12 protein-coding genes are annotated in these 12,621 nt (G+C 52.9%); 4 read left to right on the top strand and 8 right to left on the bottom strand.

Annotation, left to right across the window (positions count from 1 at the left end; all coding sequences use genetic code 11):
* Positions 1–23: 23 nt before the first annotated feature.
* Positions 24–464: a DUF4399 domain-containing protein gene (locus tag D9A02_RS07370; RefSeq protein WP_120500328.1), complete on the bottom strand. Its 441-nt coding sequence runs from the start codon at positions 462–464 to the stop codon at positions 24–26.
* A gap of 120 nt (positions 465–584) precedes the next feature.
* Between D9A02_RS07370 and D9A02_RS07365 the strand changes: the two genes are divergently transcribed.
* The 4 genes from D9A02_RS07365 (at position 585) to D9A02_RS07350 (ending at position 3,511) form a co-directional block, all read left to right on the top strand.
* Positions 585–1,064 carry an RNA polymerase sigma factor gene (locus D9A02_RS07365; protein WP_120500327.1) on the top strand — a complete coding sequence of 160 codons (480 nt, stop codon included), beginning with the start codon at positions 585–587 and terminating at the stop codon, positions 1,062–1,064.
* Positions 1,061–1,810 (top strand): anti-sigma factor, encoded by a 750-nt coding sequence (locus tag D9A02_RS07360; protein WP_120500326.1) that lies wholly within the window; start codon positions 1,061–1,063, stop codon positions 1,808–1,810. Before D9A02_RS07365 ends, D9A02_RS07360 begins: the two co-directional genes overlap by 4 nt.
* Before the next feature lie 144 nt (positions 1,811–1,954).
* Positions 1,955–2,860, top strand: coding sequence for a LysR family transcriptional regulator (locus D9A02_RS07355; RefSeq protein WP_120500325.1), 906 nt, complete (start codon positions 1,955–1,957; stop codon positions 2,858–2,860).
* A 114-nt stretch (positions 2,861–2,974) separates the two neighbouring features.
* Complete coding sequence (locus D9A02_RS07350) at positions 2,975–3,511, top strand: NADPH-dependent FMN reductase (protein WP_120500324.1); 537 nt, start codon at positions 2,975–2,977, stop codon at positions 3,509–3,511.
* 58 nt (positions 3,512–3,569) lie between these two features.
* Here the strand turns inward: D9A02_RS07350 and D9A02_RS07345 are convergent, their stop codons facing one another.
* From D9A02_RS07345 to D9A02_RS07315, 7 genes are all read right to left on the bottom strand, one after another.
* Entirely contained in the window at positions 3,570–6,020 is a 2,451-nt protein-coding gene (locus D9A02_RS07345; RefSeq protein ID WP_120500323.1) for an FAD-dependent oxidoreductase, read from the bottom strand.
* Between the two features lie 301 nt (positions 6,021–6,321).
* Entirely contained in the window at positions 6,322–6,609 is a 288-nt protein-coding gene (locus D9A02_RS07340; protein WP_120500322.1) for a hypothetical protein, read from the bottom strand.
* A gap of 68 nt (positions 6,610–6,677) precedes the next feature.
* Positions 6,678–8,414, bottom strand: a complete 1,737-nt coding sequence (locus D9A02_RS07335) for a BCCT family transporter (protein ID WP_120500321.1) — start codon at positions 8,412–8,414, stop codon at positions 6,678–6,680.
* A gap of 441 nt (positions 8,415–8,855) precedes the next feature.
* Positions 8,856–9,824, bottom strand: a complete 969-nt coding sequence (locus D9A02_RS07330; RefSeq protein ID WP_120500320.1) for a GlxA family transcriptional regulator — start codon at positions 9,822–9,824, stop codon at positions 8,856–8,858.
* Positions 9,825–10,718 (bottom strand): homocysteine S-methyltransferase family protein, encoded by an 894-nt coding sequence (locus tag D9A02_RS07325; RefSeq protein WP_162932986.1) that lies wholly within the window; start codon positions 10,716–10,718, stop codon positions 9,825–9,827. It lies immediately after the preceding gene.
* A 20-nt stretch (positions 10,719–10,738) separates the two neighbouring features.
* Positions 10,739–11,818: an alcohol dehydrogenase family protein gene (locus D9A02_RS07320; protein ID WP_120500436.1), complete on the bottom strand. Its 1,080-nt coding sequence runs from the start codon at positions 11,816–11,818 to the stop codon at positions 10,739–10,741.
* Positions 11,819–11,973: 155 nt separating this feature from the next.
* Positions 11,974–12,561 (bottom strand): ankyrin repeat domain-containing protein, encoded by a 588-nt coding sequence (locus tag D9A02_RS07315; RefSeq protein WP_120500319.1) that lies wholly within the window; start codon positions 12,559–12,561, stop codon positions 11,974–11,976.
* Positions 12,562–12,621: the final 60 nt, after the last annotated feature.

Genomic DNA, 12,621 nt, shown 5'->3' with positions numbered 1-12,621 from the left:
TCATAAAGCGACTTGGTAAATATTCACTCAACAGTGATAGAAATCACATCTGATGTAACTGGCGGATCATGTGGCACGTGGTTCAGATCGCCCAACACCAGCTGCAACGTGTGATCCCCTGGTGTTAGCTCCAGCGTCACCTCGGTCTGGCCGCCTCCAAAGTGAATATGATGCTCATCTGACGGCAGGCCGTATTCCAGTTCCTCCGCCCCGTCTTCGCCCTCTCCCAATGGGGGCCGGTCTAACAAGACGTGATGATGCCCGGTATTTTCCTTTTCCGTTCCTGCTGGCGCAACGCCCATCCCGTTTAACCCGAAAACAACCGTCACGGGTGACGACACGGTTGCCCCATTCTCAAGATTCACAAAATAGAGGCTGGCCCCATCCGATGATGGTGTTTCACCTGCAATCGCGGGGAAACACAGTGTCGTGAAGACTGCAAATGCAGCAATAGTATTCTTCATGTCCATCTCCTATGCTCTGGCCTGCAAGCACAAAGCCTGCGGTACTATTAGAACACACGAGGTCTCAGAATTATTCGGTTCCTGAACGATAAAGCCCCCGAGCGCGAAATCCGGGCAGGTTTGCCAAGCTGCTTTCCACGGTTGTGGCGTTTCTGCGCAGCGCTCACCGGACAAAGAGATCTGGCCGACGATTTGGCGCAGATGACGTGCTTACGGGCCATTGAGAAGGCCGAACATTTCACACCCGGCACCCATCTGGACCGTTGGCTTTTCGTTATGGCTCGTCGACTGTGGTTAAACGAGATACGGAAAAACTCAATCCGCCAATCCGCAGGGTTCGTTCCCACAGAAGAGTTTGATGTCGAGGATAAAAAACCATCAACCGAAACGAATATTCTCGCGCGAGAAGTGTTTAGTAAGATACAGACCTTGCCAGAGGCCCAACGTGTGACTGCGCTCTTGGTATTTGTCGAAGGGTATAAATATGCTGAAGCGGCCGAAATTCTGGATGTGCCGGCCGGAACGATCATGAGCCGCATCTCAACAGCGCGTAAAACACTTGCCGCCCAGATTGATGTGGCAACAGGAACAGACGGATGACAACGACGCCAAATATCTCGGACGAAGACCTCTGTCTCTATCTTGATCAAGAGGCGGATGCCGATCTTGTTTTGCGTGTTGAGCAGGCGTTGCAAACGGATCAAGCGTTGCAGGCCCGCATTACAGAATTGCAAGGGGCACAACAGGATCTGACGGCATCATTCGAAGCCATGCTGGACACAGCCCCCGACATACCAAAATTGCCCACACGCGGTATTTCGCGGCAAGCAGCCTGGCAGGTTTGCGGAGGCAGCATGGTCGCCGGGGCACTTGTCGGCATCGGCCTGATGTGGGGCACCTATCAGCAAGACCAGAGTCAGCCAGGCTGGAAGGCTGTCGTCGCAAGTTATCAGTCGCTTTACGTAACAGAAACCCTGGCTGGGGCAGAGAACGATGCTATCAAAACGCGCGCCAAGCTCGCGCAGCTCTCCGAAACAATGGGACTCGACCTTACTAACCTGCCCGAGGTTGATGGCTTGTCTTATGTCCGGGCGCAGCAACTTGGCTTCCGCGGCAAACCGTTAGCGCAACTGACCTTTCTTACCACGGACGGTGGCCCCGTTGCGCTGTGCATTGTCAAGACCGGCAAACCTGACAGCGCAGACATCACGCCTGAGATTCTCGAAGGTATGAGCGCGTATAGCTGGAATGAAGATGGATATGGCGTTTTGTTGATTGGTCCACAGGGGGCGCCGAGTCTGGAGGATGCAGCAAAACGCTTTCGTACAGGGCTTTCCGACGTTTAAAAACACGGCCCATATGAGACATCTATCGTTTACGTGACATGAACGATCCCACACAAAACCCAGATATTGTCCGGCATACGCCCCAGTTGTGCCTGATTTGGGCGCGATATCTAACCTCAAGCCCAGACGCAGAGGTATTAGTATATGGACCGCCTTACGGAAATGGAGGCTTTTGCCACAGTTGTTGATCAGGGCGGCTTCACCGATGCCGCTCGTAAGATGGGGATATCAAAGTCCGCTGTCTCGAAACACGTGTCATCGCTTGAAGCGCGGCTTGGCGCGCGCCTGTTGAACCGCACCACCCGCCGGGTCAGCCCGACAGAAATTGGCCTGGCCTATTATGATCGCGCCTTGCGCGTTCTTAATGACGCAGGTGAGGCAGATGCCTTGGTCAGCTCGATGCAGTCTGACCCATCCGGCTTGTTACGTATTTCTGTCGCCACCGATTTCGGTGTGAACCATCTGAGCCCCGTTTTAGGTCAGTTTCTGGATGAGTTCCCCGACATCACCGTCAATATGGTTCTGAACAACCGCTATGTTGAACTAATTTCGGAAGGCTTTGATATGGCCATCCGCATCGGTGAGCTTGAAGACAGTACCCTGCGTGCACGTAAGTTGACGGAAACCACCAAACGCATGATTGCCAGCCCGGCATATCTGGACAAATTCGGTCGCCCTGCCAAAATTGATGATCTTAACGAGCACAAGCTGCTGCATTACTCCAGTCAAGCCAATGGATCTGTCTGGAAATTAACCGCCCCCTCGGGTGAAAAGCGCCAAGTTCGAACCGCTGGTGGATTGTCAGTTAATGATGGGCAATCCCTGCTAAATGCAGCAATTTCTGGCCTTGGCATCGCCTATCTGCCCAGCTTTCTTTATGCCAAAGCGTTAGACGATGGTCAGATCGTTGATGTAATCCCTGATCTGCCAGTGGAAATTCAGGGCATCTATGCGGTTTATCCGCCGGGTCGTTTCACCCAGCCCAAGGTTCGTGCGTTCATTGATTTTCTGGTCAATGCATTCGCCGAAAAAGGTCCAACCGACTGGTAAAACAAAATTTTATGGATCTGCACACTGGCCGCACACACCCTGTGCGGCCATATCTGTTGAAGCGTGCCAGTTTTTCCCTTCATTTAGAGCCAAGCCAATTGAAAGGAATTTCCAATGACTACCCCGACACTTTTGACAATCTCGGGCTCCCTACGTAAAGGGTCTTTTAACCGCATGCTGCTGAAGCAGGCCGCCGTTGCGTTTGGCGAAGCAACTGTTGAAGATGCTGATCTGAATCTACCGCTCTATGACGGAGACCTGGAGGCCCGCGAGGGTATCCCCCCTGCAGTACAAGTGCTCGCCGATCAGATCACGCAAGCGGACGCCATCGTGATTTCCGCACCTGAATACAACAAAGGCATCTCAGGTGTTTTGAAAAATGCTCTCGACTGGGTCAGCCGAGTCCCCGGTGGTGCGCTTGCCGGAAAGCCAGTTGTGGTATTGTCTGCGGCCGCGGGCCGCACCGGCGGTGAAGTTGCTCAATTCATGACCCAACAATGTCTGGCATCATTTCAGGTTCGGTTAATCCCTGGCCCCGCGGTTCTGATTGCTGCCGCAATGAACGAATTCGATGCAGATGGCAACCTGCCCAATGAGAGCTACCAAAAAGCCATCGCTGGCAAGATGCAGGCCCTGCGCGCCGCTATCTGAACAAAGTAAAAGCGCGCGGGAGGACACCCCGCGCGCTTTGGACGTATTGGGTTACGGCTTACGCTTTGGCGCGTTCCCCTTTTGGGTCGTACATCGGCTTCAGGCTCGCTTCGGCTTTGACCCTCACACCGCAGACGTCAATCTCATAGGTCGAGGCCAGAACATCCGCCGGCTTTTCGCCTTCACATGGCACATAACCCATACCGATCGCAGCACCCAGAGTGTGGCCATAGTTGCCCGAACTCAGGTACCCCACATATTCGCCATCACGAATGATCGGTTCGTTGTGGAACAAAAGTGGATCTGAATCGCTCAACTTAAACTGTACCATCCGATTTTTGGGGCCGCTCTCTTTGCGTTCAATCACCGCTTGCTTACCAATAAAATCACAAGATTTATCAACCTTCACAGCAAAACCCAGTCCAGCATCGACCACATGGTCTTCGCAGGTGATATCGTGTCCAAAGTGGCGAAAGCCCTTTTCGATCCGGCAGCTGTCCATCATGTGCATACCGCAAAGCTTCAGACCCATGTCTTGCCCAGCATCGTGCAGCGTCTCGAACGCATGGCCAGCCATGTCAGACGAAACGTAAATTTCCCAACCCAACTCACCCACGTAAGTCACACGGTGTGCCCGTGCCAGTCCCATACCCAACTCGATCTCTTGCGCAGTACCAAATGGGTTGTTCTCGTTTGAGAAGTCTGCAGGCGAAACCTTTTCCAACAGCTTGCGCGCATTCGGCCCCATGATGGCAAGAACACCTTCGCCCGCGGTGACATCGGTGATCACCACATTGAAGTTGCCTTTGTTGCGCATCATCCATGTCTGATCGGCCAGACGGGTCGCCGCAGGTGTCACCACCAGATACGACGTTTCGGTCAAGCGGGTCACGGTCACGTCCGCCTCGATCCCGCCGGTCCGGTTCAAGAACTGGGTGTAGACGATCTTGCCATTAGGCACAGAATAATCGCCACCACCGATGTAGTTCATAAACGCCTCGGCATCCGGACCTTCGACCCGAAGTTTACCAAAAGACGACATGTCATACATGCCAACATTTTCACGCACGGCGCGGTGTTCAGCCGCAGAATTCTCAAACCAGTTCTGACGCTTCCAACTGTATTGGTACACGCGTTCCTGGCCTTCATTGGCAAACCAGTTGGCCCGCTCCCAACCAGCGATCTCTCCCATGACCGCGCCATGTTCTAGCAAGTGGTGATGGAACGGCGTGCGGCGCACACCACGTGCGGTCGCCTTTTGTAGATACGGGAAGTGATCGGCGTAAAGCAGACCCAGTGTTTCCTTGGAGCGCTCATAAAGATAGGTTTTGTTGCCCTGAAACGGTTGCATCCGGCTGATATCCACATCGCCCAGATCGAACGGTTTTTCACCGCTGTCCATCCATTCGGCCAATGTCATCCCTGCTCCGCCAGCAGATTGGATCCCAATTGAGTTGAAACCCGCAGCAACCCAAACGTTGTCCATCTCAGGTGCTAAACCAAGGTGGTATGCATCATCCGGCGTGAACGATTCCGGTCCATTGAAGAACGTGTGAATTCCTGCCTCGGCCAGCATTGGCATCCGGTTGCAGGCATCCTCGAGGATTGGCTCAAAATGATCGAAATCTTCTTGTAGCTGGTCAAACTCAAACGAGTCCGGGATACCGTTCATCGCCCAAGGTTTCGCGTTTGGCTCAAACGCGCCCAGCAGAATTTTACCTGCGTCTTCCTTGTAATACGCGCATTCATCCGGCACGCGCAAAACCGGCATCTGGGTCAGACCTTCAATGCTCTCGGTCACGATATAGAAGTGCTCACAAGCATGCAAAGGTACATTCACACCAGACATCTTGCCCACTTCGTGGCCCCACATGCCCGCGCAGTTAACAATCATATCGCATTCGATATGACCTTGATCAGACCCGTCATCAGTCACCCAGTCCACACCTGTAACGCGGCGACCATTCGTACTGGTGCCGGTGACCTTGATGCGTTCTTTTACCAACGCCCCGTTTTGGCGCGCGCCTTTGGCCAGCGCCAGCGCAATATTGGCAGGATCAGCCTGACCATCGGTTGGTAGCCAGACACCTCCGGTCACTCCGTCAAGATTGATGTGCTCGTAGCGCTCTAGAACTTCTTTGGGTGACAACTCTTCCACCGGCACACCGAAGGCCCGGGCCATGGCAGCTTGACGATACAGTTCTTCGCGACGTTCATCTGTCAGTGCAACAGAAACTGATCCCCCCTGACGCAGACCTGTGGCCACACCCGTTTCTTCCTCAAGGCCAAGATACAGCTCTGCCGAGTAACGCGCCAATTTCGTCATATTGGAAGTTGCCCGCAGTTGTCCAATCAATCCGGCCGCGTGCCAGGTCGTACCACTGGTCAATTGCTTGCGCTCAAGCAAGACAACATCTTTCCAGCCTTTTTTGGCCAAGTGGTACGCAACAGAGCAGCCAATCACACCGCCACCAATGATCACCACACGCGCTTTTTGAGGAAGACTCATCTCATTCTCTCCTTAATCCCGACACTGCCTGCCACACCTCGTTGAGGTTGGACTCATGGCCATGAATTTTCCCTAGACTGTCACGTTCTGCCTCGTGTCATACGGCTTGAACCGTCATGCGCCGCAATGATTTCGCCAACGTTCATCAACACGCTTCAGTCGAAAAACGGGGCATTCCATTTCGAAAACCATCGCTGTGATCCTCTTAAACAATGATGGTCACGACCCTACATTAACGAAGTAAAAACCTTATATATAAGAGGCTTTCCTCCATCTCACGCCCTCTAAGTGCTCTGATCACTCAGGTCATGAAGCGTGCCAAAAAAGATGCCACTTTTGACAACCTCAAGGGAACAGCCAAGCCGCTAGAGAACATACCAGAGCCAGCCGATGCAGTGATGAACCGGTCATTGACCGAATCACGTGCACGTCTCCCGCCGTCACGCTCAAGAAGCACGTTTAAGAATCTTAATTGCGATTGAAACTTTTTATAGATGAATGCGACCGCGAAACTGAGATGAAAGTGCTGGCAGACCTCCGGATGCGTCTTGCCACCGAGGCGGAAACCTATCGCAAATACGGCAAACATCTTCCCTTAAATGCAAACGGGCCGCTCTGTAGCTGAGCGGCCCGATGCGTTTGTCTTAGGCTAATGCCTTAGGTCGTCGCGTGGCTAGATTCTTCGCCCATTTCGCCAATGGTGCTGGGCACGCCTTCCTTCAGGCGCTTGCTGTCACGCAGGATCGCTTTGACCAGAGCAAAGCACATCGCCATCATCACCGCCGAGAACGGCAAGGCGCCAACGATCATCGCCGAGGTTAGGGCTTTCAGACCACTGATGGTGTTCCCATCTGCGTCCGTCTGCGTCAACAACAGCAGCGAGGCCATCACCAGACCAAGGGCAATGCCCCAGGAAATGATATGGATCGGACGCTTGGGTGACGCATCACCTGCCGCGTTAATGGTGTTCACGATCAAGATTGCGCTGTCCACCGTAGTAACCAGATAAGTCAGCAGCAGAACAAAAATGATCACCCACATGCACCAAGCCAGGTTTGGTGATAGCAGCACACCCATGGTCTCGAACAGCTGCTGTGTAGCTGGCGCGTTCAGGATGGCTCCACCAGCTTCACCGGTCAGTTCCAGATTGATCGCAGTACCACCGGCAACTGTGAACCAGACGAAGCACATGACGCCGGGCACAATCGCTGAACCGATCACGAACTCACGCACGGTCCGGCCACGTGAAACGCGCGCCAAGAACAGACCAACAAACGGCGCAAACGCAACCCACCAAGCCCAGTAGAAAATGGTCCAACCACTCTGCCATCCGGCCAGTTTCGAAATTTCCGACTCTGGATTGCCGTCTGATGTCCATTTGGTCAGCATCATCGATGGGAAGTTGATGATATAATCCCAAAGGCCAAAGAAGAACGCCTTGAAGGCAAATGCGGTTGAGCCAAAGACCATCAGAAAGATCAAAACAAAACACGACAGTGCCATGTTGGTGTTCGACAACCATTTGATGCCTTTACCAACCCCGGACAGGGCCGATATTGTCGACAGGAACATGATGACCATGATTGAAACGATAATAACGGGTGCAATCGGTTCCCCCAGATCGTTCAGCAACCAATCCGCACCGGTGATCTTATAGATTGCCGAGGCAAACTGGTTCACACCAACACCCAGCGTCACCGCGACCCCAAGGATCGTTGCTACAACCGCAGAGATATCCACGATATTGCCGAAAGTACCGCTTAGGGATTTACCGAAAAGCGAGGTAATGCCAGAGCGGATTGTCAGCGGCAGGTCGCGACGGTAGCTGAAATAGGCCAGTGACAGACCAATCAAGGAATAACAGCACCACGCTGTCACACCCCAGTGCAGGAACGACCATTTGTAGGCCGAGCGCACGTTATCCGCAGGCGCACCACTGGCGACGTTGTCTACAGTCGCACCAGTTGTCAAACCTTGGATGACTTCAGGGTTGTTCTGGAAGTGATACAAAGGTTCAGCGGTGGCGTAGGTCAGCATGCCAACCCCGATGCCAGCTGAGAACATCATCGAGAACCATGAAAAGCTGGAAAATTCCGGATCTTCCCCATGCGAAGACAGCTTGAGTTGCCCCGACGCAGGAAGAACGGCTAGCCCAAAGCTAACAATAAAGAATGCGCCCATCACGATCATGTACCAGACCGAGAAGTTCGCCATCACAAGCCCCTGGAGCGAGCCCAGCGCCGCGGCCGCATGCGATGGAAACACCAACGCCCAGATGACCAGAATGGCAAGGATTGCCTTACCACATATCGTCACCATGCGGTTGAAGCCTTCGTAATACCCGGAACTGTCCGTCTTAATCGGCAGATCCGTGAGTGGTGGTTGTAGAGACATCACTGTCCTCCCTAGTTTTTATTATTATGATGATTTACTGGTTCCACATCATAGCTCTGGAATATGCCGTAGCGTTTCACACTTGGGTCACAGCATTAAAGCTTTAGTGGGCTATTTCGAATGAACAAACCCGCCATGCATGGCAAAGGCGGCATTGCATATCTCTGGGCGACATGTCCGATTGCCGTTGGTTTGGCACCATATGCGTTTGCTTAACATCTATGTAGCGAACGGTTTTTATCCCATTTCAGTCAAGATAAATTTCGCTCAATGATAAAATACGAAATCTAGTTTCGAAGTTTTGCCATTAAAGTTATCACCTTCGGAATATACCAGTCCCAGCAGGAAAATTATTACCCCCCTTGGCACTATCAAAAAAACACAAAATGGCACTAAGATCGCCACAGCTGAATCAAAAACGCACCCCACCACAGGATCGTCTCACTTAGGATCAGCAGCCTTACGCTGCCTGCGAACTGCCTGTGGTGTGATATTGAAAAGCGTCCGATAATGGCGAGTAAAGCCGCTGGGAAACCCACAAGCCAGTGCGATCTCACTGATTGGCATCGTGGTGTTCAGCAACAAATTATTGGCCTGGTTCAAACGTAGAGCCCGATAATACTCTGTCGGGCGTGTCCCCAATCTGTCGCGAAACCGTCGCTCTAACGATCGGCTGGACACACCAATCAGACCAACAAGCTCGGCGATTGAGAGCGGCTCTTCGATATTTGCCTGCATCAACTCGACACATTCATCCAGCTCTTTGTCGCCGGTCAGAACAATACTTTTACCGCCATAGGGCTGTAGCGTACCCAGATCCCGGATCTGATCATGTAACAAGATATCCGCTACGGTCGACACCGTCGCCGACGGGAGATGCCGCGCCATGATCGTCAGGGTCATATCAACGGTTGATCCCATTCCAGCACTGGTGATGATCTGGCCACGTTCTGTTGCCAAAACCTGGCTACCATCACTCAACCCAATCTGCTCTTGCAACAGGGCACGGTTCTCCCAGTGCGTAGTTAAATCCGTACTGCCGCGTTCTTCGATAAAGCGGCTGGCGGCTTCTGCCAGCAAAATCACCTTACTGTTGCGCGCCACATAGGCATCGATCACCCGGCCCACCGACAGCCCGGCGCAATTTGGATCGGTATTCCCCAAGACAAAAACGTAATCAGCATCAGGGCGGGTTTCAAACGGAACGGTTTCCACCATCGCATCGGATAGACACCAAATGGGGCCGCCTTCTTTGGACAGAGATCGCCATTTGAATACCGGGCGTAACGACACCCGGTTAGCCAGCCGCAACTGATCCACGACAGCTGTATATTCCGTCAACACAAAGCCGTCGACCAACAGCAAATCAACCGTCACCAATCGGTCGTTATCATCTGCTGAAGTATTCATTCAGGACGCCTGCGCCGTATCAGAGCCAAACCGGCGGGCCAGCTCAGCAATATGTGCGGGTCCAACTTCACAACAGCCACCAACCATTGTGGCCCCCGCAGCACACCAATCTTCTGCAAAACCAGCATAGCGCATGGGATCCAGATCCTTGCGAGCGCTCAGAATATCAACCGTCGCCCCGATGGAATCAAAGTCTTCGGAAATACCCGTGAAACCATTCGCATACCCTCCTACGGGCAACCCCATTTTTGCCAGTAGCGGCATCGCCGCACTAACAGACTCGGGTACAGAGCAATTGACCAACAATGCCGCGGGTTTGAACTCAGCAATCAAAGGTGCCAAATCAGCTAACGCCTCGCCTGATCGCAACTTTGTGCCGTCCTGATCGTCCACAGTGACCGATACCCAGACAGGCTTTCCCGTTACGCTCGCGCCCATCAACCCACCGCGTGCCTGATCCACCGATGACATGGTTTCCAGAATGTGCACATCTGCATATTCTGCATGGATGCGTGCCAGTAGCGCATAGGCCTCGGCGGCTTGTTCTGCTGGTGGTGCCTTGTCTGGCTGATAGGAAAAGCCCAAGGGCCCAAGGGATCCAGCCACCAAACCACGCCCCGCAGCAGCTCGCGCATCAGAGGCAATCTGACATGACAGGCGGGATAGCTCTTCCAGCCGCTCTGGCATGCCGTGATTTTCCAAACGATCAGGCAACACCGAATAGCTATTTGTGGTGGCAACCTCCGCGCCCGCAGCAAAAAAATCATCATGCACGGCGCGCACCAGTTCCGGATTATCCAGCAGGGCTTGCACCGACCACAAAGACGTCGCGCGCCCAGAGCGGGCAATTAGTTCTTGCCCCATACCACCATCGAGAATTGTGATCTCACTCACCTTTGGCACTCCTGTTATCTTTAGTCTGTTGCTTTTACGCCCTTTGCCGCCCATGGCAATAACACCAACTTACCTGGCAGGCGTTTAGCCGCAAATTCTTCTTGAGCCTCGGCGATTTGATCCAAGGGATAGGTTTTTGACACCAATGGGCGGATGGCACCTTGATTGATCAGATCCACCAGTTTTCCAAACACCTGCGGTGATTGATAGGTTGATCCAAAGATTGTTAGGTCGTTGAGGTAGATTGTCCTCAGGTCCGTCTCAACAATAGGTCCGGCAATCGCGCCAGAGGTAGCGTAGCGCCCGCCCGGACGCAGCGCGTCAATCAACCCGCCCCAAGCGGGTCCGCCAACAAGGTCGATCACAACTTGCACTGTTTGACTGCCAGGCGTCTCTCCACGCCCTAGGATTTCATCCGCACCAGCCTGACGCACCATCTCAGCCTTTGCAGCGCTGGTTTGCGCAAATACATGCGCCCCACGCAGGCTGGCCAGTTGCACCGCGGCCATGCCGACCCCACCTGACGCGCCGGTAATCAGAACCGTTTCGCCTTTTTTAAGACCAGCCCGTTCAAGCAGACCCATTGCCGTACCAAAGGCGCATGGCATCGCACCGATCTCGATATCGCTGAGTGGCGAGGCGCTGACATCGTAGAGCTGATCAGCTGGAACACAGCAAAACTGCGCAAAAGCCCCGTTATATTCCGACCCCAAAGCCTGAAATCCGAACGGATTATCCTGGGTGGGCACAGGTTGATTGATAGGACAAGTCACCCTTTGGCCAATCTCAAACTGACTGATGCCATCACCAAGCACAACCACTTCACCACACAAATCGCCGCCCTGAATGAGCGGAAATTGTAGTGCACCACTCCAACCCCCGACCTCAACATCTTCGTCAACAGCATCCGTCGCACCAGTAACCTCTTTGGCATACCAGCCAATGCGTGTGTTGATGTCAGTGTTGTTAACCCCGGCGGCTAATACCTTGACCAATACTTCGTCCACACCGGGAACCGGCACCGGGATATCCCCTCGCCATTCGAGCATCTCGGGGCCACCATGATCAATTAGATAAACACCTGACATGGTACTGGGGATCATTTCGCTATCCTTTGAGCCGTCTACACTTTGGCTTCATCTTTCCATGCCCGATGCAACAAGCCAAGGATCATATCTCCAAACAAAAATCTAAGGGTCGTGCCATAGTTTCACGAATGGCATCTGCTTCGCGGGACAAAGTTGCCGTTCGAATTTCAGATAGTACGTCTGCTTGGTGATAAACCCATTGCCTCGCAAAGCGTCGCGTGAACATCCCAACGTTTGAGCTCCTTTGCGTCATCCACAGGTCTACCCCCATCGTAATCTAAAGACGTTGCGAAAGGGTCTGCGCTTAAAGATAAAAGATGCCGGACGACTTCCACAGACGACCAAGCAGCAGCGGTATGTAACGCAGTGTAGTCCAAGGAGAGGCACTGATTTACATCTCCGCCTGCGTTTACGAGCATGTCGATCATTTTGATCGTCAGCGTCGAAGCCTCGGGCGCCTCCAATTTCTCATAAACCCATATTTTGCAGTCAATTTCGAGCTGCAACGCTGTCTTTAGAACTGTGAAACCTTCGTCATCCACATAATTAACTTCCACACCTTTGCTAAGAACCCATTCTACTGATTTCGTACTGCCGGTACTAATCGCGTTTGAAAGCCACCGCTGCTCACCCCAAGGGTCCACTCCATGCGGAAAATCGCTTTCACTTGCCAGCTTTTCAAGAAATTGGGTGTCAGCTTGCAAGAACGCGTTCCAAGCATCTTCAAATACCGGCCAGTCTCCGTCTTTGAACAAATTCGGGCTCCAGTTTTGAGCGGCAAAAATATAATATTACCAAATATTTCACACATGACT

The sequence above is a fragment of the Roseovarius sp. EL26 genome, assembly GCF_900327775.1.
In the GTDB taxonomy this organism is placed as follows: Bacteria; Pseudomonadota; Alphaproteobacteria; order Rhodobacterales; family Rhodobacteraceae; genus Roseovarius.
The sequence above is the reverse complement of the archived record's forward strand: the minus strand, read 5'-3'. Positions and strand labels throughout refer to the sequence as shown.

What these genes read in the sequence shown, in the direction of transcription:
- D9A02_RS07370 (WP_120500328.1), bottom strand. Translation starts at nt 464, where the DNA reads ATGAAGAATACTATTGCTGCATTTGCAGTCTTCACGACACTGTGTTTC.
- D9A02_RS07360 (WP_120500326.1), top strand. Translation starts at nt 1,061, where the DNA reads ATGACAACGACGCCAAATATCTCGGACGAAGACCTCTGTCTCTATCTT.
- D9A02_RS07355 (WP_120500325.1), top strand. Translation starts at nt 1,955, where the DNA reads ATGGACCGCCTTACGGAAATGGAGGCTTTTGCCACAGTTGTTGATCAG.
- D9A02_RS07350 (WP_120500324.1), top strand. Translation starts at nt 2,975, where the DNA reads ATGACTACCCCGACACTTTTGACAATCTCGGGCTCCCTACGTAAAGGG.
- D9A02_RS07345 (WP_120500323.1), bottom strand. Translation starts at nt 6,020, where the DNA reads ATGAGTCTTCCTCAAAAAGCGCGTGTGGTGATCATTGGTGGCGGTGTG.
- D9A02_RS07340 (WP_120500322.1), bottom strand. Translation starts at nt 6,609, where the DNA reads ATGTTTGCCGTATTTGCGATAGGTTTCCGCCTCGGTGGCAAGACGCAT.
- D9A02_RS07335 (WP_120500321.1), bottom strand. Translation starts at nt 8,414, where the DNA reads ATGTCTCTACAACCACCACTCACGGATCTGCCGATTAAGACGGACAGT.
- D9A02_RS07330 (WP_120500320.1), bottom strand. Translation starts at nt 9,824, where the DNA reads ATGAATACTTCAGCAGATGATAACGACCGATTGGTGACGGTTGATTTG.